Consider the following 21,217-nt stretch of genomic DNA (forward strand, 5'->3'; position numbering starts at 1 on the left):
CTTCCAACTCTATGATACTTATTTTTGTACGGCAGAGGCATAAGTCAGCCTGTAGAGCGAGCCGGAAAAATCGTCACTAACGAGAATGCTGCCGTCAGGCATTGGTTGAACATCTGCCGGGCGGCCAAAAGTCCGTCCGTTCCGCCGAAAACCCCAGATTAAGGGCTCTGGTTGCTGTGGATGGTCTGTACTATCAAATTTTACTGTAACGACCTGATACCCTGATGGAACGCTCCGGTTCCACGACCCATGTTCTGCAATCAGCAATGCACCATTTAAGGAACGTGACGCGGCAGGGCCTTCGTAAAATCGCAAACCTAATGCTGCGACATGGGCCCCTAGCTTCAGGGCCGGCGGAGTAAACTCACCGCAGGAGTGGTCTGTTCCGTAATGGGGATCGGGGACATCTCCCTGATGGCAATACGGATAGCCGAAAGACTGTTGGGGCCGTGTAAGGGTGTTTAATTCGTCAGAAGGGACGTCATCGCCCATCATATCGCGGCCGTTATCCGTAAACCACAGGTCCTTTCCTGTTTTTCGCCATGCTAGACCAACTGAGTTGCGAATGCCGTAAGCCACGTCCTGCCTGTCGGTGCCGTCGGGCTTCAGGCTGATGATTTTTCCAAAATCACGCCCAACATCGCAGACGTTGCAGGGCGCCCCGATGGTCACGTAAAGCCTTCCATCTGGCCCGAAGGCGATAAACTTCCAAAAATGGTCACCGTCACTGAAGGGCAAATGATCTGTGATGACTTCCGGTTTGGGGGGATCATCCAGATGATCTTCGATATCTCTTAAAACCAGAAGTCTTTCTGGTTCAGCGATATAGAGATCTCCGTCGTGAAATGCGACGCCTGAAGGCGTCTCGAGGGCACTGGCGACAGTTCGGACCTGAACCGGTTTTCCGGGATTCCCAACACTGGAGACGGCATAGACCTTTCCGGGCCCCATCGAGCCAAGGAAAATAGTTCCCCTGTCTCCAAGGGCAATTTCCCGCGCACCACGGACATCAGCGGATACGATCTCTAGATGGAAGCCCCGAGCGACAGACAAATTTTTCGTGGAGGGAGCACCCCATGCTGACGGGACAACGCATGAACCTATTATTGAGACGAGCAGAAGCTTCCGGAGCATGACGCACCTCATTAATGGGGCAGTTCTTGAAGAACAGCGCCGTTCATAGCAAACGGATGAGGGGAACAGAGGTTTTTAGCTAAAGCCCACCTTCTTTCGTGCGCTTATCAGAAAATGTGATGTCACGAAGCATGTCTGGCAGCGGGTTCACCTTATCCTTCCCTGGTTCTCATGCGTTAGCGCCCCAGTTGCTTAATGTACGCAATCTGTCCTGTTCACTGAAATGGCCATACCTCCAGAGAGCTGGTCACGGACAGTCATGGGAGTTCCGGTTCTATGGTCGACACGTCTCCTCGTATGCCGCGTGCAGCAGAAGCAGCTCTGCGAATGCTGGCGCTTGATCTGCATTGGACATGGAATCACGAGGCGGATCTGCTTTGGCAGATGATCAATCCGGACCTCTGGGACAGAACTCATAATCCATGGATCACTCTGACCCGCACACCCAAGGCTCAGCTACGCGATGCTCTGCAGAATGCGGACGTTCGGCGTCTTCTAAAAGCCAGTATAGAGCGCCGCAAATATGAGTTCGAACGTCCAACATGGTTTGCGGAAAACCATGGTCAAACGGAGCTGTCTGAGGTCGCCTATTTCAGCATGGAATATATGCTTAGCGAGGCACTCCCGATCTATTCTGGTGGTCTCGGAAATGTGGCCGCTGATCAGCTTAAGGCGGCGAGTGATCTGGGTGTTCCTGTTGTCGCTGTCGGGCTCCTTTATGCGCAGGGCTACTTTCGCCAGGTTATTACTCCAGCAGGCGAGCAGCGCGCGCTCTATCCGTTTAATGATCCTGACCAGCTTCCAATACAGCCAGTCCTGACCCCGGACGGGGACTGGTTCCGACTTTCTGTCCAGACAGCGACTGGTGAAATCTGGCTTCGGGCCTGGAAAGCCGTTGTAGGCCGGGCAACCCTTTATCTTCTGGATACGAACGATCCGTCCAATCCTCCGGCTGTTCGCTGCATCACAACTCAGCTTTATGGTGGAGATGCGGAGCTTCGCTTACGGCAGGAGATGGTGCTGGGCATTGGGGGCTGGAGGTTGCTGCATGCTTTAGGGCACCGGCCAGATATTTGCCACCTGAACGAGGGACATGCAGCATTCGCAGCGCTGGAGAGGGCCCGCTGCCTTTCGGAAGAAGAGAAAATCCCGTTCGCGCAGGCTCGGGCTATTGTCCGCGCTGGAACAATCTTCACAACCCACACTGCTGTGCCCGCCGGGTTTGATCTTTTCCCGCCCAAACTCATTGAGAGCCATCTCACGTTCTATGCCGAAGAGCGTCTCGGGATGCCCATTCAGGATTTTCTTGCGCTAGGGCGGCTTGATCCAGAGAATGGCGATGAATTCTTCAATATGGCTTATCTGGCCGTTCGAAGTAGCGGTGCTGTCAATGGCGTGAGCCAGTTGCATGGCGCTGTCAGCAGGTCCCTGTTCACGCCCTTATTCCCGCGGTGGCCACAAAGCGAAGTCCCAGTCTCTCATGTGACAAACGGCGTTCACACTCCGACCTGGGATTCAGTAGCGGCTGATGAACTTTGGACCAAGGTCGGGGGGAGAAGTCGGTGGGAAGGCAATCTGGAAGGTCTGGGCGATGCTGTGCGGCGCCTTGACGACACAACTCTTTGGAAGAGCCGGTGTGAGTCCCGCGCAGGATTTGTTCAGGCTCTGGGAGAGGAGCTCTCTGCCCGGCAATGTATCGTTGGTGAAGACGGGCTATGGTGTCTGCCCGCGCCAACCCTGAACCCTGACGCCCTGACAATCGGGTTTGCGCGGAGGTTTGCTACTTACAAGCGCCCGGATCTTCTACTGTACGACGAGGAGCGGCTCGTCCGTCTGTTGCGACATGCTGATCGCCCGGTTCAGATCATTCTTTCAGGTAAAGCTCATCCGCGTGATCAGGAGGGGCAAGCCATGATCACGCGCTGGGTGCGCTTCTGCCAACGTCAGGATATCTTAGGGAAAGTCATATTCCTCGCCGATTACGACATGGCTCTGGCGCAAAAAATGGTTCAGGGAGTGGATCTGTGGCTGAACACACCGCGGCGCCCTTGGGAAGCCAGCGGAACCAGCGGCATGAAAGTTTTGGTGAATGGTGGCCTGAACCTGTCGGAACTCGATGGATGGTGGGCTGAGGCCTATGCGCCAGAAGTTGGCTGGGCGCTCGGGGATGGTCTGGAACATGCGGGAGATCCGGCTTATGACCATTCTGACGCGCAGGAACTCTACAGACTGTTGGAAGAGCATGTTCTTCCTGAGTTCTATGAACGCGATCCCAGCGGAATACCGCGCGCATGGGTGGCGAAAATGCGCGAAAGCATGGCGCGCCTGACGCCTCAGTTTTCCGCAAACCGAACGGTTCGCGACTATACGGAGCAGTTCTATCTAACAGGCGCACAGCGCTACAGACGTCGCTTGGCCGAACACGGGGAGGATGCTGGAACAGTTCGGGACCAGCAGAAAGCCCTCTCTGCCGGTTGGAGTAGTCTCAGGATCGGTGAGGTTGTCATTCCCGAGAGTGGGGGAGAACAGAAAGCTCATGCATTCATTCATCCCGGTATGCTCGACCCTGCTTTGTTCAGTGTTCAGTTCTACGCCAATCCGCAGAATGGTCATCCACGCATCAAGTCCCTGACACAGGCAGAACATCTTCAGGATGGTTGGATTGCCTATACTCTTGAGACAGAGCTCCCTGCGCCTGCGGCAGAGTGTACGCTACGGATCATTCCAGCAGCAGACATTCTCAGCGTTCCACTGGAAGCTCCTTTTATCCTCTGGCAACGTTAGGGCATGAGGGCTTACGCTTCATGAGTGGTCATGCTGGAGGGGAAAGAACAATGATCCGAAGCCTTTTGCCGCAACGTTTGACATTTCGCTTTCTGCCAGAAGCATGGCCTCTCATTCGACATCACCCGATTATTGCTCCATCGTTGAAAAGTGTCAGGCCTCGCCATCGGGTCTGGACGTTCCATGACACGGCATCGGGTCTGCTGTCTCGCCATGATTGGGCGCTGTGCACAGGGCGGGAAGGCCGTTTTTCGGTTCAGGGGCTGGAGCCTGTAGCATGGTCTGGCTTACCGAATATGAAGTCTTCAGAACGATGGGTCTGGTCCAGGAAGGGATTACGTCCCGAGACAACGCTGCTTGAAGCCACTCCGGCTGCGAACCTGGATCTTTCAGGTGCATTGCTCCCAATATACCGATCGGATTTCTGGCAGTTACAGGGGGAGCAGGCGTCTGATGATCACACCATCAGGATTACTCTATCTCGCGGATCGGTGCAGGCTGGAGAATTGGCGGAAGCTGTTTGTACGCTGGATCTGAGGCTGGTCAGAGGGGATGTGCGCAGTCTCTACGGCATGGCGCAGACCCTGAATGATCTGCCCATTTGGCTGACGGGGGAGACCGTTCCTATGAGGGGCGTCCGGCTGGCAACAGGCCTCTATCCCGATGGTGCGATGGTTAAAGCTCCTGTCTTTACAGGTGATGTAACTGTTGGGGAGGGCTGGAGCCAGTCTGTCCGAGGGCTTCTGGCGGCTTTTCTGACTCTTCAGCCATCAGCCGAGCAGGGAAGCGTCGCGGGCGTTCACCAGATGCGAGTGGCTCTTCGGCGGCTACGGACAATCCTGAAAGCCTTTCGCCCTCTGTTTTCAAAAGGCGCGTTTGAGAATGAAGCGAGGGTGTTGCAGAAAATTGGACGATCTCTCGGGAATGTCAGAGATTGGGATGTTTTCCTGACCGAGATTGTACCTAACCACCTGACCGAAAAGGCTCGGGCCGAGTTTAGCCAATTTGCAGAAGAAAGACGATCAAACGCTTTAGGGCAGATGCGGCAGAATTTGACTGATCCTCGCATAACTTCTGCACTGCTTTCTTTGGCGCAGAGTACGGAAGATCCCGCAACTGTCTTTGGGCCAAAACTTACCGGAGCACTTTTGGAAGATCATGCGCCTGTTTTGCTGGATAGAATGGCGCGCAAGGTCCAGCATCGGGGGCGTCATATCGGGAAACTATCAGACCGGCAGCTTCATAACGTCCGCAAGGCATTGAAAGGGCTGCGATACAGTATCGAGACTGTTCTTCCCCTTTATAAGGGCCGCCACCTCGAAACCTACATGAGCCATTGCAAGGATTTGCAGGAACTGTTCGGTCGTTTCAATGATGCCGCAACAGCAGAGGCCCTGGTGAACCAGGCGATCAGTGAAAGGCCGGATCTATCCGAGGCAGGGGACGCGATCATCCAGGCTGCACATCAGGATCGGAAGAAGATCCTTAAGAAACTCCCCAAACGATGGAAGAATTTTTCGAAAGATGCCCCGTTCTGGTGCGAGTGAGGTTATTTCCTTGTGTGTAGCGGAAACCCTTGGTCATGCTCTGGCTTATGATTCTCAGAGGCGGCCGACGAATATGGCTGATTGCTGCCGGGAGTAAAGATCATGGAGAGACGCTGGGTTTTTTTGACAATCATTGTCGTGGTTGCCGGACTTATCATGATATTATTGTGGTCTAGACAGACCGATCCTGGAACGACCGGACCGGATACACATACCGAAAAAACGGCCCCACAAGCTCTGAACGCGGTAGATCCTTACCTATGGAGCCCCGCCCATTTGCAGAGAGCTTATGAAGCCGCCTGAAATATCCCTCAGAAATTCGACCTGAGTGTGAACATGAAGTTCCGCGGCTCTCCATAATAGTTGTAGTAGTAGAGATTGCCCAAGCGCTGATAATAGCGCTTGTTGGCAATATTATTGAGCGTCGCGGAGAGGGAAAGATACTTGTTCCACTGGTATCCCGCCTGAATGGATCCGATGATATATCCACCCTGCGTTACGGTGCGGTTTGTCCCGAAGGTACTGGTCTGCGCATTGAGGCCGCCGCCAATACTCCAGACGTTTTTCTGCGCACCGCGATAGGGTTCGAAACGGTAATGTGTCCAGAGTTTCCATAGATGTTTGGGTGAGTTGCCAGCATAGGTCAGGCCAGACTGTGTCGCGCTACCGTTATTGACGATCCTGTTATCGTTGTAGGTATAGCTGGCATTAATGTCCCAGCCCTCCAGGGGGCGACCGATCAATTCTGCTTCCGCGCCCTGACTGCGCGTCTTACCTGTGGCGACATAGCAGTCATCTATGCCACCAGGGCCACAGATGGCGCCGATTGTGCCGTTATATATAGCCTCATTTTTCTGGATGATCTTGTAGCCAGACAGTGTCATGCCGAGGTGCCCGTGGAAGAACTCTCCCTTGATGCCACCTTCAAGCTGATTGCCACGAACAGGCGCAAGACGTCCCGTTGTGTCAAAGACTGACTGGGGCGAGAAGGTGGAGACGTAACTGGCATACATTGAGATGTTGGGTCGCAAGTGCCAGACCGCGCCAATATAGGGCGTCAAAATGCCTTGCTGGTCGATATCTGTGTTGGTTCTGCCCACATAGGGCGAGATTCGACGTGTCTTGCTGACGTACCCGCTAACGCGTCCACCGATCAGGAGAGCAAAGCTTGAGATCGGTTTGATCTGCGCCTGACCATAAACGCCCCATTGTGTGGACGGCTCCCAATAGCGATTGGTGATTGTAGGGAGGGCAAGGGACGGGATGGCATTGTTGGCACTGATCGGGATTCCAGCCAGGGCCGTATAGGTGCGAGAGTTTGCACTGGCGCCGCCGCCTTCATAGAGGTAACGGTCATAGTTTGCTCCCATCATCAGGACGTGTTTCTGTCCAAAAAGATGAAGAGGCCCAGTGACGTAGGCGTCCAGACCGTCATTGGTCTCATCATAACGTGTGTTGGCCGCGACGAAATTTCCGCTCTTTGCACCGGCATTATAAGCGTTGAGATAAGCGTATTGCAGCGTCGTGGCCGCGATCCGATGACGGTAGTTGAAGCGCCCGCGCCAACCATGAGAAAAAAGATGTTCGAGTTGTGCCTCGACTTCTGTCATGGGCACTTCGGATTTACCCCAGTTCGCGCCTATGAAGGTGCTGGTGGGTAAATCAAGATCTGCACCATTGCTGGCTCTGGGAAGGCCCATGTAGCGGGTGGTATCGTTGCTTTGAGACGTTACAGAGACTGTCAGTGTGTCGTGACGCGTCAGGTGCACATCCGTAACCCCATAGATCGTCCATCGCCGATCATAGGCGTTGCTATAGAACTGATTACGGTCTGTTCCTGCGACGACCAGTCGGGCCGAGACGATTTTCGAATTCACGACGGGGCCGCCAATATCAAAAGTGGCGTGATAGTTGTTCCACGAGCCGGCAGAGAATGAAGCATTCCCCTGGAACTGCTCTGTCGGGCGCTTATGAACGAAATTGACACTCCCGCCTGGTGTGCTGGAACCTTGCAGCATTCCATCCGGTCCCCGAAGGACCTCAATCCGATCGTAGATGGACAAATCGTATTGCTGACTGAACGTCAGACCGCTCATGGAAGGAACGCCGTCATACTGAGCCTGAAGCGAAAAGCCACGGGCTGTATAGCCACCTGTTCCATCACCGTACATGTTAACGTTGACACCAGCGACCTGTTTGAGAGCTGCATCAATCGTATTGAGATTCTGGTCCTTCATCTGTTGACTGCTGAGAACAGAGATGGATTGCGGAATATCCATCGGTTTGAGAAGCATCTTGGTCGTGGAGACCGCGGAAACCGTATAGGTTCCGGTGCCGTCTGTGGACGCATTGCGTCGATGTCCCTGTACAAGAAGCTGTTCAATGCTACCAGGCGTATTATCTTCCTGCGCAACGTGTTTGCGCTGCACATTGTGAGACTGTTTCGAAGCGGAACGTTCCTCTGCGTTACTCGTCGCTAAAGATGATTTCTTGCGTGTATCTGGCGAACCCTCATCAACTGCAGCAGCGAAGGCACCATTGCATGTGCCTGAGAGGAGGAGCGCCGTAAAAAGCATTGGACCAAAATTTGTACGTTGAGGAACGTTCGACGCTGGAAGTCTCATGGAACGGGCTAACTGCCTCCGCTGGAATGAATTTTCACGGGAATTTCAACCGAGTTCCCGTCTTTCTTAAAGTTACAAATGATATTCATTCTCAAAAACTTCAATCTTTAATTCACTCAAATTCGCAGTTGTTACATTCAGCGCAGCTTTCCTGCCACCTTGAGCGGGCAAGTATTTTCTACAAAAAAAGAATTACGAAAGCGGATGTTTTTTCAAGAATCGTGCTGTGTGAAAGTCTTTCTATCCGTTCAGGCGTGAGTTGACCTCACCGTCTGCCTTTGAATGCCAAGCCCTTCGATTTCCACTTCCAAGACATCCCCCGGTTCGAGATAGACTGGGTGAGGCTTGATGCCCACGCCGACGCCCGCAGGTGTACCTGTTGCAATGATATCGCCTGGCATTAGTGTCATGTAGTGGCTGACATGTGAAATGATGCTGCGGACGTCAAAGACCATGTTGGAGGTATGTCCCGTCTGTCGACGTTGTCCGTTGACATCTAACCGCATGGAGAGTGCTTGCGGATCGACAATTTTGTCAGCAGTCACAAGCCATGGTCCCAAGGGTCCGAATGTGTCGCAGCCCTTGCCTTTGTCCCACTGGCTTGTCTGCATCTGAAATGAGCGTTCAGAGACATCATTGGCGACACAATATCCCGCCACATGCTCCAAAGCCTTCTCCGGGGAGACGTAGGCCGCTTTCGTGCCAATAATGACTGCGAGCTCGACTTCCCAGTCCACTTTGGTGGCTTGTTTAGGGATCAGGATACCATCGCTCGGACCCGTCAGGGCAGAGATGGCTTTCATGAATACGATTGGCTCTGAGGGGAGGGGAAGGCCTGCTTCCTCGGCATGATCCCGATAGTTCAGGCCAATGCAGATGTACTTTCCGGCACCTGAGAACGGAATACCGTAGCGTGGTGCTTCTGAAACGACAGGGAGAGTGTTCGGATCAATGGCCCGTAAGGCGTTTAGCTGCTCTGGAGACAGGTGGGCAGCCGTAATATCAGGCAGAATCCCTTTGAGGCTTCGCAGCATGCCAGTGTCATCAATGAGTCCAGGTGTTTCCTGATCCAAGGGACCAAAACGACAGAGCTTCATCCTGCGACACTTTCTGTCCAGAGTGGGGAAGCATGAGATTAGGCATGTTTTGGTTTCTCTTCCAAGGATTGAGGGGCCTCCATTGTTCAAATTGATAACTTCAGTTATTGATATGTTATAACATACGTGTTTGACTATATGGGAGTTTCGGTTATGCCCCTGCTCAATGATGGTTCCCCGGAAGGGGATGAAAAGGGAACGCAGTGAAATGCTGCGGCTGCCCCCGCAACTGTGAGCGGTGAGGCTGATCACGATGGGTTCCGGGAACCCGGCCACTGGGGCGTTAGCCTTGGGAAGGCTCGCGATCTGCCGATGATCCGCAAGCCAGGAGACCTGCCATCGAAAATGGTCATGGACGAAGCGAAAGGGCGGGGTGCACCGGACGCAGCAGGATGGTTCATCCTGCTCATCGTAGTGACGCATTGTTGAGTGAAGTTTGCGTTATCCATGAGGAAAATCAGTTTTGTCGGTGTGTTGCCCGTTGCGGCATTGACCGTTTTTCAGCCTGCGTTCGCCCAGACAGAAGACGTCAGGAAGGCGGCTGCCAAAGCGAAAGAAGAACACATTACGGCGCACGGTCGGGCGCAGCCGCTGAAGGATAGTGCTGTTATCGGGGGCAGGCTCGGGCTGGCGGTTCAACATAATCCTGCGACGATCAATATGATTCAGCGCAGCGTGATGGAGCAGCGCGGTTATGTGCACGCTGAAGACGCCGCAGACAGTGCACCGGGTGTTTCTTCCGGTGGATCTCCAGGAAGTCCGGCGCAGATGATGATGCGTGGCTTCAGCGGAAATCAGGTTTTGATCCTGAGGGACGGAATTTATTACGGCCCGACCACGATGGTGAACCGTCCGCTCAACAGCTTTAATCTTGAGAGCGTTCAGGTTCTCAAGGGGCCGTCGTCTGTTCTGTACGGGCAGGGCGCTGTTGGCGGCACTGTGGATATGCGAACGCGTGACCCTGCGTTTGATGGGCCGCATGCTAATGCTCTGGTATCTTATGGCAGTTTCAATACGTGGAATGCTGGCGTGGGCGGTTCGGTTCCCATTACTGACACGCTGGCCATTCGAAGTGATTTCAGTCGTACCTCGTCTGATGGATACGTTGCTGGCGCAGATCCACACAGCAACGATTTCACGACAACGTTGCTCTGGCACCCTTCGAAGAAATTCACAGCCCGCTTTGGCGTCGACTATCTGACAGATCGCTTGTCGACGTATTATGGAACCCCTTTGGTCCCGCTGGCTCAGGTCCATGATGGTGTGGGCGGCCTGCTGTCGTCTTCCAAGGGATTAGGCGTAAGCCGATCATCGCTCTGGCGGTATTACAATGCCAAGGATGCAAAAGCTGGCTCGGTCAATGTGACCCCGACGCTCTATCTGACGTGGCAGCCAACGGAGAACATGACGTTCCACAATAAGACCTATGTCCTTTACGCCAAGCGTAACTGGAATAACGCTGAGTCCTACAGCTATATCGGTTCAGCCGGGCAGACGGACGCAGCCGGAAACGCCATCGCACCCGGTCGGGTCGGCCGGGATCGGTTCTATGTTTATATGAACCAGCATCAGGTGGGTGACACGCTGGATGGTCAGTTTGATTTTCATGTTTTCGGAATGAAGAACCGTCTGGTCGTCGGTGGAGACGCGTATTATGTGCGGCTCATCCGGAACCGTGGTTTTCCAGACGCGACATATGCAGACAGCGTTTCTCTGAGTAGCCCCGAAAGCACGGCCGGGGGGAGTTTTGCTGGTGAGTATCCATATACAAAATCTCCCACAACCATGGTGGACGCAGGCATCTTCATGGAAGACGTCCTGACCGTGCGGGACGATCTGCGTGTGGTGGGTGGATTTCGTTACGACTGGCTGAAACTGGACCGTCAGAATTATCGTCAGTCCGGTGCGTTCAATCCTGCGACAAGCTTCAAGGGGAATTACAATCCTGCCAACTTCAGGATTGGCCCTGTTTATGATCTGACAGACAACATCAGCCTTTACGGCGTGTACACAACGGCTGAAGATCCGCCGGGCTCCAATATCTTCCTGGTTAATAAAGGCCAGTTTTCACGCCTGAGTCAGTCCAGACAAGGAGAAATCGGCGCCAAGGGGTCTTTCTGGAAAGGGCGTCTGTCCTCTACACTGTCTCTGTACGATATTCGCCGTACCCGAGTTCTCGTTGCCACTGGAGTGGACAGCGTGGCAACGGCGGGCGTTCAGAAGTCACGGGGKGTGGAATGGCAGGGGGACCTCACGCTGGGCAAACACTGGAGCCTGTCGGGAAATGTTGCCTATACGTGGTCTCGTTATGGATCATTTCATCCCTCGACGTCAGTGAATGCCTCCGGGAACGAGGTCCCGAACGTTCCGGCTGTCACGGCTAACCTGTGGGGTGTCTGGTCCCGGGTTGCAGATTTGCCGGTCGATCTGGGGGCTGGCATGCGTTACGTATCTGCCCGCAAGGGCGATTACGCCAACACCCTGAGTCTGAAAGACTATGCGCTCGTCAATCTTTTCGCGGCATGGCACGCCTATCATGGCGTGACGGTTTATGGCCGGGTAGACAATGTGGGAAACAAGCACTTCATTCAGTGGGCTGATACCAGTTATCCGAGTGAAGTGATGCTGGGGGCGCCGCGGTCTTTCTCAATCAGTGTTCAGGCCGGTTTCTGATCGTGCCTGAGGTTGTGCTTCAGACACATGGTGCCGGGTATGACTGCATACTCTCTTTGACGGATTTCTCCGTCAGGGAGGGTGAGCATGTTGCACTCATTGGCCCGAATGGTGCAGGGAAAAGCACGCTTCTGAGGCTCCTTGCTGGATTGGTTTCGCCCACGGAAGGGGAGATAGTTCTGGAAGGAACGCTACTCAACACCCTGTCCAGACCAGCGGTAGCGCGCGAGATTGCATGGCTTTCCCAGACCGATGATGTAACTCCTGAATTCATAGTTGAGGATTATATCGCACTTGGTCGTCTCCCGTTTCGGGGCACTCCTCAGGCGCAGCAGGATACTGCGGCTCTGCAAACGGCGATCCAGTATTTCCGTGTCGAACCTTTTTTAAAACGGTCGATTGGCAGTCTTTCTGGTGGTGAGCGTCAGCGTGTGATGTTGGCGCGATGTCTGGCCCAGACCCCCAAAATACTGTTGCTGGATGAGCCCACCAATCACCTGGACCTGGCGGCCAGAGCAGAACTGTTAAGTTTATTGCGTGACCTTCCTCTGACAATCGTGGCCGTCCTGCATGACCTGTCTTTCGTGCCTGACTTTGCGCCGCGAACTCTCTTGATAAGGGACGGAAAAATCATTCTGGATGGGGCGTCTTCTGAGGTTCTGCTCTCTTCGGAACTAGGGCATGCGTTCGGCTTGAATGTTCATCCCGTTCAACTGGATGATGGCAGCACGACGTTCGTTTTTAGGCCGCGAGGCGCATGAAAACGCCTGCTTTAATTCTGTTTCTCGGGTTTTGTGGCTTTGCTGTACAAACGGCCTTCGCCTACCCGGTTACCGTGCAGAGCTGCGGGAAGCCCGTAACGATCACGCATCAGCCAGAGCATGCTGTCATCCACGACGTTAATATGGCGGAAATGGCTTTTGCTCTGCATTTGCAGCCCTATATTCGTGGTTTGACGGGGATATCAGGCTGGAACAAATACACACCGGGTTTCAAAGCTCAGCAAGGCGATATCCCGGAAATTGCAACTCACTATCCCAGTCTTGAACAACTGCTTGATGCCGGAGCAGATTTTTTCTTTGCTGGCTGGAATTATGGGATGCATGTCGGTGGAGATGTGACACCCGAGACCTTGGCAATTCAGGGTATTCCGACGCTTGTTCTGTCTGAAAGCTGCTTCAGGGCAGGGCAGTCTACGGCTCTTCCAACGTTAGACCTTCTGTATAGCGACGAAGAAAAACTTGGACAGGTTTTTGGCCGGGAGCAGCAGGCTCGGCAACTGGTTGAAGGTTGGCAGAGGCGCGTTCAGCACATTCAGGATCGTCTTAAGGGCCATCACTCGTTACGTGTTTTTCTCTATGACAGTGGACGCGATCGGCCATTTACAGCTGGCCAATATGCCCTCGCGACAGAGTTGATCCGGATCGGCGGGGGCGAAAATATTTTTCGTGATCTACCAACAAACTGGGGCGCTGCCTCATGGGAAAACGCAGGTTTGCGTGATCCTGAAGCTATTTTGGTGATGGATTACGGGGCCGGTGTTTCAGACAGTCTGAAATTTCTGCGAAGCCAGCCATTGCTGATAGAGAGTACGGCCCTGAAGACAAACCGTGTTCTGGTTGTGCGCTATGATGAAATGACGCCGTCTCCCGCCAATATCGATGTGATCGAAAAGATTGCCACCTTTCTCCATCCGGACGCAGCACCTTGATGAAGCGTGTTCTTAGCATCAGCGCTTTGCCGGCTCTGAGTGTGCTGGCATTTTTGGAAGTTACGCTCGGAAGTGCTTCTCTTCCCTGGTATTCGTTGCAAGCGGGTCTTTTGGCCGGTCCAGCCAGCCATGATATTGCTGCCCGGATCATCTGGTCCCTGCGAATGCCAAGGCTGGTTCTGGCCTTCTTGACCGGAGCAATTCTTGCCGGTGCAGGAGCGCTTCTTCAGGCCGTAACCCGTAATCCCTTGGCAGATCCGTTTCTCTTCGGGCTATCCTCGGGCGCAGCGACAGGCGCTGTTGCTGTCATCGTATTGTTGGGGGACGTTTTCGGCGTCTGGACGATCGCTTTTGGTGCAGTCGGTGGAGCATTTCTGGCAACTTCTGCGCTTTTATTGCTGGTCTCATTTAGATCCCGGTCTGGCGCGCGGGTCTCAACGGAACGGATGCTGCTGTCTGGTCTGGCGATTTCCTTTGTCTTCTCTACTCTGACAAACCTGCTAATCTTCTGGGGTGATCGTAATACGGCTCAATCCGTCCTGTTCTGGACGATGGGCAGTTTTTCCGCCGCTCGCTGGTCGGCCCTGCCACTTGTAATGCTGGGGCTTTTGCCCGTGATCTTCGGTAAATGGGCCTTTGGCGCTGATCTGGATGCTTTGATGGCCGGGGAGGAAACCGCAGCGTCCCTCGGGGTACAAACAAGAAAGCTACGGCTTTGTGTTCTCGGCCTTTGCGCGTTTAGCTGTGCAACGACAGTGGCTTTGTGTGGGCCGATCGGCTTCGTCGGATTGATTGTGCCTCATCTCATAAGGCCCATCTGGGGACGGTCTGTTCGAAATATTCTTGTCCCCGCTATGGTCGCGGGGGGGATGCTGACAATCCTTTCAGATCTTCTCAGCCGCTGTCTTTTGCCGTCTCAGGAGCTGCCAGTTGGGATAGTCATTTCTGCGATAGGCGCCTGTTTCCTGCTGGCTCTTCTAACGCGGCGCTGATGTGTCTTTGGCGTGTTTGCCTCAGAGAGATACCGTGATACCGCCGTCCACATACAAAACATGGCCATTCACAAACGAGGATGCTGCGGACGCAAGGAAAATACAGGCACCCGTCAGCTCATCAAGCTGTCCCCATCGACCCGCCGGTGTGCGCTTCTCCAACCACGTTGAAAATTCTGCATCATTTACGAGCGCAGCGTTGAGTGGCGTGTCGAAGTAACCCGGCGCAATGGCATTGCACTGAAGGCCGTGTCTTGCCCACTCTGTCGCCATCCCCTTGGTCAGATTCCCCACAGCCCCTTTGGTGGCCGTATAGGGGGAGATATTCGGGCGGGCGAGGGCCGTCTGGACGCTGGCAATATTGATGATCTTACCCTGTCCACGACCTAGCATATGTCTCGCAACAGCCTGTCCAACATTGAAAATGGACGTCAGGTTTGTTTGAAGAACCTTCTGAAACATCTCTGGTGGGAAGTTTTCCAACGGCGCGCGGTGCTGCATTCCTGCATTGTTGACCAGAATATCAATGGGCCCGGTATCTTCTTCGAAGCGATCGACTGCCGTTCGAACAGCAGCATGGTCGGTCACGTCGAAAGGAAGTGTCTCTACACCTCCCAGTTCCTGGGCGGCCACCGAGAGTTTGGAAGCATCTCGCCCATTCAGAACGACTTCAGCGCCTGCGGCCTGAAGGCCTTTGGCCAGACTGAAGCCGATACCTTGAGACGATCCCGTAATCAGAGCGCGACGTCCCGTCAGGTCAAAAAGAGATACACTCATGGAAAATCCTTCTTCCTTTGCTGTGTCAGCGCTCTGCAAACGCGGATCAGATGAACATTGAAATACCAACGCAGAAGACCAGTCCCAGAACGGCAATAATCGTTTCCAGAACTGACCAGGTCTTGATTGTCTGCGGAACGGTCAGGCCAAGATATTCTTTCATCTGCCAGAAGCCGGCATCGTTCATGGGGCCGAAAGCCACGGACCCTGCGCCGGTGGCAATCACCATAAGTTCTGGCGATACGCCCTGCGAGTGCGCGAGGATCGGCCCCGCAATGCCGGAGGCCGTGCTCATGGCAACAGTAGAAGATCCGCAAGCGACGCGGACGATCGCGGCGAGAAGCCACGCCAGAACGAGAAGTGGAACGTGCGCGCTGACGGCCGCGTCCGTGATAGCTTTTGAAACGCCACTATCAATGAGTTCACGACMAAAGCCCCCGCCTGCACCAACCAGAAGCATGATCAGGGCCGTTGGGCCAAGACACTCATTGGTGAAGCGAAGAATGGTTTCCCGTGAAAAGCCGCGGGCCAGCCCCAGCACGTAAAACGACATGACGGTTGCCAGAAGCAGCGCAATGTCCGTATTGCCGATGAAGTGCAGAAACATGTTTGGTGCGCTTCTCGGAGTCGTAAACATGTCCGCGGAAGAGCCGATCAGCATCAGGATGACAGGGCATGTGATGGTCAGGACGGTAACCGTAAAGCCTGGGAGGTTTGTCGGGATTTCACGCCGTACAAACTGTTCTGCCAACGCATTCTTTTCTGTGATCAGAACACGGGGGCTGATGAAGCGCGCGAATAGCGGGCCCGAGATGGCCGCAATCGGTGTTCCCAATAGAACGCCCCAGAAAATCGTTGTTCCCGTGTTGGCGTGATAGGCCGAGAGGGCGAGCAGCGTTGCCGGGTGAGGCGGGATCATGGCGTGCGTAACGGAAAGCGCCGCACCCATGGGAAGGGCCACTCGCAGCAGCGATGTTTCTGTTCGGGCTGCAAGAACGAAAGCGAGCGGGAAGAGCAGGACAACGCCAACTTCGAAGAAGACTGGCAGCCCCACGAGCAGGCCAATCACCATCATGGCCCAGTCGATCCGTTGACGACCCGCGCGCTCTGAAATTGTCAGGGCAATACGGTCCGCGCCGCCGGATTCAGCCAGCATTTTGCCAAGCATGGTGCCGAGCGCAATGATCGTGCCGACATGCCCGAGGACGTGCCCTGCTCCAGCCTCGAAAGACGCAACAACTTTGTCCGCAGGCATACCCGAGCAGAGAGCCAGCAGAATGGAGACGCTGAAGAGAACGATAAAGGGATTCAGACGAAAACGCGCAATGAGTACGACGACTGCAATGATTGCGGCTGTTGCCAGCAGAATGGCAAAGGTTGTTGTCATATGGAACGCAGCCCTGTCAGAACGAGGAAACAGTTCAGAAGCGGAAACCAGAAAAAACCGTTACGTGAGAGGCTCCTGCAGAGAACTGAAACTTTCTCAGACCCATACGCCGATTGCCTCAAAGAACGGATGTAAAGTCTGCGTCATGATCTCGGCAGAAGGCTTCCACCATGGCTCAAGTGCGTGGGTTGAAGAATATGGAAGCTGTCAATTTTTAAATTATTCCTGCATTTTTCGCTCCTGACCCGACATTAAAGAAGCGTCTGAATGACGGGAACTTGAACGCAACGCATCAGTGAAGTGCCGCGTCAGGAGTCTGTACGGTGACAATGGCTACGGCTTTGTCTGTTCGTGCTACGATGCCGCAAGTCTGAACGCATTGACCTCAAGGACCACACAATGATCCCGTTTTCCGTTCTTGATCTCTCAATCATCACGCGGGGAGCAGGCCCTCGCGAGGCGTTCAGGAATACAATCGATTTTGCTAAACTGGCGGAAAATTTGGGGTTTCATCGGTACTGGCTGGCTGAACACCATTCCATGCCGGGAATTGCGTCCGCGGCAACGGCTATTCTGATCGGTCAGGTGGCTGGGGCAACGACCCGTATCCGGGTGGGCTCTGGCGGAATCATGCTCCCAAATCACTCGCCCCTTGTTGTCGCAGAGCAGTTCGGAACATTGGAGACGCTCTTTCCTGGCCGCATAGATCTGGGTCTGGGCCGGGCACCAGGTTCTGACCAGAGAACAGCGCGTGCATTGCGACGCGATCCGTCAGCGCCTGACAGGTTTCCGGAAGATGTTGTTGAGCTTCTGCATTACTTCGAGCCCATGGCGGCGGAAGATACGCATTTGATCCGTGCCATTCCCGGAATGGGCCTGCGCGTTCCGGTCTGGATTTTGGGGTCGTCTCTGTTTTCGGCCGTTCTGGCCGCCCAGTTGGGGCTACCGTATGCTTTTGCGTCTCACTTCGCGCCAGCGCAGATGGAGGAGGCCATTACCCTTTATCGGTCACGGTTTGAGCCGTCCGAGAGATGCGCGCGGCCTCATGTGATGCTGACAGTCAATGTCATCGCAGCGGATGAGGAAGCAGATGGCAAGCGCCTGGCGACGTCACTATACCAGTATTTCATGGCCTTGCGCCGCGGGCGCCCTATCGCGTTTCCGCCTCCTGTCAATGATATCCTGTCGTTGTGGTCGGCAGAGGAGCAGGTGCTGCTTGAGCAGACACTGGCTTATACGTTTGCGGGGTCCAGAGAGAGTGTAACGGGACACCTGAAACGCTTTTTGGAACGCCACAAACCTGACGAGCTGATGGTGGCAGTCCCGATTCATGATCAGGACAGCCGCAAGCGCTCGCTTGAAATTACAGCCAGGATCAAGGCAGACGTGGGGGCTTGATCAAGTCTGGGACATGCGTCGCTTCAGGTCTTGATGGATTTGAATGAACAGGTCTCTCTGGGCGTGGCTGCCACCAATGTCCTGCAAGTGAGGAAGCGCAGCGTTGAAGGAGAGCAGGGCTGAAGCGTTTCCATTGTGAAGATAGGCGTTCAGCCCACGGGCTAAAGGAATGCCCACCAGATCCCACGCTCGCTGATCTGGTAGGCTTTGCCCGGAGAGGCCCTCGATACGTTGCAGCAGATGCTGCCCTTCCGGACGATGGGCGCGGAGTAGTCCGTAAAGATATTGCAGAGTCAGAAAGGGCTGACTGACATCGTCCTGTCGTGAAGCGAGCCAGTTCGCCAAATCCATCCATCGGTCTTCGACGTCAGCTCCCGCCAGCTCCAGACGGACCAGAAGGGATACTGCGCCAACTTGATCCTGTGAGAAGCTGCGTTCTCTGGTCCAGCAATGCTGGTCATAAACTGAAACAGCGTCGCTTACCCGATTGCGTGCAAGGTAAAAGAGAGCCAGATGCCACCACAGGTGCGTGTCCATGAAGGAGGTCAGCGTTTTCCAGCCAGCAGACCGCTCTTCAAGAAACGCGGTACCTTCATCAATGCGTCCCTGCGTCAGGAAAACATGAGCAAGGGCATGTTGGGCCCACGGCTCCGATGGATCCATGGCAAGAGCTGTGCGGGCAGAACGCTCAGCGGCAGGCAAATCATGGCACTGCTCATAGGCAAAAGCCAGCATACCGTGGAGGGCGGCAACGTCTCCGGCGGCATCTTCGCTGCGTAACGCAACGGCCAGCATGTCCTCAAAGCGACCCCGGATGAAATCGTGGTACTGCCGAAGTTTCAACGTCACCAGATCGCGCGGCCACTGAGCGAGTATACGATCTGTCAGGCGAATAATAGCCTCTGGATCATCCGCAATAGAGGCCTCCAAAACTGAAAGCAGAAGCTTTTCACGCGGAAGGGCACTGGTAACGGATTGAGCTGCGCGTTCATGATATCGGCGCGCTTCTGAGGGAACATCACCTGTTTCAGACAGCATCCAGAGCAGCCCGGCATAGGTGTTCGCCAGGCAGTCTTCTGACTGGTCTGCAACTTCGAGAATTTTGACCAGACGCAGGTCATATCCAAGGTAACCAAGGATAAAATCATTGATGCCAGCGATCGTAGACGCTTGGTCAGCAGAAATATCGTTGTTCAGAACGTCCTGAGTCATGGCGCCTCTCCCGGAGAGGAGGAGAGGCACTGAAGTTCTCTTTCAATGTACTGGTTTACGATAACAGGCTGTTCCAGCATGATTTGATGACCACAGGCTGGCAGGATATCCAAAGTGCTGGTGGGGAGAAAATCATGCACTTTTCTGACTTCCGCCAGAGGGACGATGCCATCGTTCTGACCTGCAAGAATATGCACCGGCTTGCCAAAATGGCGCAGGATTTCCGTATTGACCGGGCCAGCACCGGAGCGGACAGCATTGATCATGAACAGGCTATTGCGCTTCGTCGCCTGACGCTCGGTTTTGAGTATCTCTGAATCTACGTCCGGAGCCCATGCCAGCTTTTCGAAGCGCGCCTGTAAAGCCGGTCTTGCAAACGAGACGAGCCAAAAGGGCAGACGGTCCATCCAGTTTCCAAACATCGGCCCCTTCAGGGACGGGGCAAGAGATGCCGGTCCCAACAGAATGAGGCCATCAACGGGTATGTCCTCTCCAGCAGCAAGTAATCCGGAAATCCATTCCAGCGTGATGCGGCACCCAAAGGAATGAGCGACGATGATGCGTTTGCGGGAGGGGAAAGCTTCCAGAACAGCGGCAAGGTCTTGTACCGAAAACTGACTGGAAAAAACCTGTTCATGCTTGGAGCGCGCACTCTCGCCATGTCCAAGCGCATCCCATGCGACGAGATTGACGGGTTCTTTGGAAAACCGGTCCCACTGCAGCCGCCACTGCTGACGGTTCCCGCCCAATCCGTGCACGAAAAAGAGCGTTGTGTCGCTTCCAGTCTGTTTTGAAGATACGGCAAGCCTGCGGCTTGGAACGCGGAAGAATGTTTCTGCTGGTGGAAGTGTCTCAGTCATGGCTGGTATTCCTCCCAAAACGTTCCTGCCACGTGGGGCGAGTGGGCTCGCCTGGCAAGGGCGATGCCTCATAAACGCCGCGCGCGATCGCACGGGCTGTGACCTGCGTGGCCGTATGCAGAATTTCGGTCCACTCCTCAATGGACGCGGGTGAGGGTGCATCGCCTGTAGCGATGCCGAACACTGCGTCTCCATCCTGTGGGAGATGCGCGGGGAAAACGCCACGTGCGACGCCATCCTGCGCCAGAATGGCCAGCCGTTTGGCTTGAGCTTTCGTCAGGGTAGCATCAGTGGCAATAACGCCGATTGTGGTTCCAGCGACGTAATTCGGCTTCATGCGGAGCTTGAGGTCATCTGCTGTCAGATGTGGCGGGAAGCCGTGCCCTCCGAACTCCTCACCTTGTTCGAAAGGCGCGCTCCAGAAGTGCGGTCCGTCTCCAATCGTGGCCGTCCCGACAGCATTGACGACCATAAGCGCTGCGACCGTGTGCCCGCTGGAGGTTATGGCGCTGGCTGATCCAAGTCCCCCTCTTACGGTCGCAGTGGTTGCGCCCGTTCCGGCGCCTTCGGTCCCTAGTTCGAAGGGACCGTGAGATGCTGTTTGTGCGGCCTGATAGCCCAGTTCCGCATAAGGCGAGTATCGCCCCCAGTCTTTATCCCCTCCGTTCACGAGGTCAAAAAGACTGGCCTGCACTACAATAGGTACGCGGATCTGGCCGTCTGGCGTGGGAAGAGCGTCAAACTCTTCTCTCAGCCATGCCTGCACGCCGGCGGTTGCATCCAGACCATACGTCGATCCACCGGACAGCACGATGGCGTGAATGCCATCCACCAGCATTTCTGGCTCTAGAAGCGCGTTTTCCCGAAGCGCAGGGGCTCCACCAAGAAAGCTGCCAGAGGCGACAACTGGCCGGTCGAACACAAGCGCCGTCACACCAGTTCTTTGTTGAACATTGCGCACATTTCCGACGCGAATGCCGGGAATGTCCGTGATGAGATTATGGCGAGTTCTGGAAGTCAT

At 54.6% G+C, this 21,217-nt stretch carries 15 protein-coding genes and 1 riboswitch; of the genes, 7 read left to right on the forward strand and 8 right to left on the reverse strand.

Annotated elements, in window-relative coordinates; all coding sequences use genetic code 11:
* Positions 1-18 precede the first annotated feature (18 nt).
* Positions 19-1,134: a sorbosone dehydrogenase family protein gene (locus KP708_RS02545; protein WP_215750259.1), complete on the reverse strand. Its 1,116-nt coding sequence runs from the start codon at positions 1,132-1,134 to the stop codon at positions 19-21.
* Positions 1,135-1,410: 276 nt separating this feature from the next.
* Here KP708_RS02545 and glgP point away from each other — a divergent pair, with 276 nt between their 5' ends.
* Together glgP and KP708_RS02555 are read left to right on the forward strand one after the other, a co-directional pair.
* Complete coding sequence (gene glgP, locus KP708_RS02550; RefSeq protein WP_215750260.1) at positions 1,411-3,918, forward strand: alpha-glucan family phosphorylase; 2,508 nt, start codon at positions 1,411-1,413, stop codon at positions 3,916-3,918.
* Between the two features lie 50 nt (positions 3,919-3,968).
* Positions 3,969-5,465 carry a CHAD domain-containing protein gene (locus KP708_RS02555; RefSeq protein ID WP_252347386.1) on the forward strand — a complete coding sequence of 499 codons (1,497 nt, stop codon included), beginning with the start codon at positions 3,969-3,971 and terminating at the stop codon, positions 5,463-5,465.
* Between the two features lie 311 nt (positions 5,466-5,776).
* On the opposite strand, the gene KP708_RS02560 is transcribed toward KP708_RS02555, so the two are convergent.
* Together KP708_RS02560 and KP708_RS02565 are read right to left on the reverse strand one after the other, a co-directional pair.
* Positions 5,777-7,894 carry a TonB-dependent siderophore receptor gene (locus KP708_RS02560; protein WP_371822725.1) on the reverse strand — a complete coding sequence of 706 codons (2,118 nt, stop codon included), beginning with the start codon at positions 7,892-7,894 and terminating at the stop codon, positions 5,777-5,779.
* Positions 7,895-8,337: 443 nt separating this feature from the next.
* The gene (locus KP708_RS02565; RefSeq protein ID WP_215750262.1) at positions 8,338-9,186 is read right to left on the reverse strand and encodes a fumarylacetoacetate hydrolase family protein; all 849 of its coding nucleotides are present in this window, start codon (positions 9,184-9,186) and stop codon (positions 8,338-8,340) included.
* 153 nt (positions 9,187-9,339) lie between these two features.
* Positions 9,340-9,542: riboswitch (cobalamin riboswitch) on the forward strand.
* A gap of 91 nt (positions 9,543-9,633) precedes the next feature.
* On the opposite strand from KP708_RS02565, the gene KP708_RS02570 reads away from it, so the two are divergent.
* From KP708_RS02570 to KP708_RS02585, 4 genes are read left to right on the forward strand one after another with little or no spacing between them, the layout of a single operon-like run.
* Positions 9,634-11,859, forward strand: a complete 2,226-nt coding sequence (locus KP708_RS02570; protein WP_215750263.1) for a TonB-dependent siderophore receptor — start codon at positions 9,634-9,636, stop codon at positions 11,857-11,859.
* 2 nt (positions 11,860-11,861) lie between these two features.
* Complete coding sequence (locus KP708_RS02575) at positions 11,862-12,620, forward strand: ABC transporter ATP-binding protein (RefSeq protein ID WP_215750264.1); 759 nt, start codon at positions 11,862-11,864, stop codon at positions 12,618-12,620.
* Positions 12,617-13,570, forward strand: a complete 954-nt coding sequence (locus tag KP708_RS02580; RefSeq protein ID WP_215750265.1) for an ABC transporter substrate-binding protein — start codon at positions 12,617-12,619, stop codon at positions 13,568-13,570. The genes KP708_RS02575 and KP708_RS02580 overlap by 4 nt, the downstream gene beginning before the upstream one ends.
* A complete protein-coding gene (locus KP708_RS02585; protein WP_215750266.1) occupies positions 13,570-14,562 on the forward strand; it encodes an iron ABC transporter permease in 993 nt (330 codons plus the stop codon). The genes KP708_RS02580 and KP708_RS02585 overlap by 1 nt, the downstream gene beginning before the upstream one ends.
* A gap of 21 nt (positions 14,563-14,583) precedes the next feature.
* On the opposite strand, the gene KP708_RS02590 is transcribed toward KP708_RS02585, so the two are convergent.
* Positions 14,584-15,339: an SDR family oxidoreductase gene (locus tag KP708_RS02590; protein ID WP_215750267.1), complete on the reverse strand. Its 756-nt coding sequence runs from the start codon at positions 15,337-15,339 to the stop codon at positions 14,584-14,586.
* Positions 15,340-15,385: 46 nt separating this feature from the next.
* Positions 15,386-16,726 carry a gluconate:H+ symporter gene (locus tag KP708_RS02595; protein ID WP_215757138.1) on the reverse strand — a complete coding sequence of 447 codons (1,341 nt, stop codon included), beginning with the start codon at positions 16,724-16,726 and terminating at the stop codon, positions 15,386-15,388.
* Between the two features lie 399 nt (positions 16,727-17,125).
* On the opposite strand from KP708_RS02595, the gene KP708_RS02600 reads away from it, so the two are divergent.
* Complete coding sequence (locus tag KP708_RS02600; RefSeq protein ID WP_215750269.1) at positions 17,126-18,124, forward strand: LLM class flavin-dependent oxidoreductase; 999 nt, start codon at positions 17,126-17,128, stop codon at positions 18,122-18,124.
* Here KP708_RS02600 and KP708_RS02605 read toward each other — a convergent pair whose 3' ends face one another.
* Genes KP708_RS02605 through KP708_RS02615 form a run of 3 tightly spaced genes read right to left on the reverse strand, consistent with a single transcriptional unit; the run spans position 18,125 to position 21,217 of the window.
* On the reverse strand, positions 18,125-19,336 hold the full coding sequence (locus KP708_RS02605; RefSeq protein ID WP_215750270.1) for a tetratricopeptide repeat protein: 1,212 nt from the start codon (positions 19,334-19,336) through the stop codon (positions 18,125-18,127). It abuts the gene before it with no gap.
* Entirely contained in the window at positions 19,333-20,196 is an 864-nt protein-coding gene (locus KP708_RS02610; RefSeq protein WP_215750271.1) for an alpha/beta fold hydrolase, read from the reverse strand. Before KP708_RS02610 ends, KP708_RS02605 begins: the two co-directional genes overlap by 4 nt.
* Positions 20,189-21,217: a P1 family peptidase gene (locus KP708_RS02615; protein WP_215750272.1), complete on the reverse strand. Its 1,029-nt coding sequence runs from the start codon at positions 21,215-21,217 to the stop codon at positions 20,189-20,191. The genes KP708_RS02610 and KP708_RS02615 overlap by 8 nt, the downstream gene beginning before the upstream one ends.

The organism is Gluconobacter sp. P5H9_a, from assembly GCF_018812085.1.
Lineage (GTDB): Bacteria > Pseudomonadota > Alphaproteobacteria > Acetobacterales > Acetobacteraceae > Gluconobacter.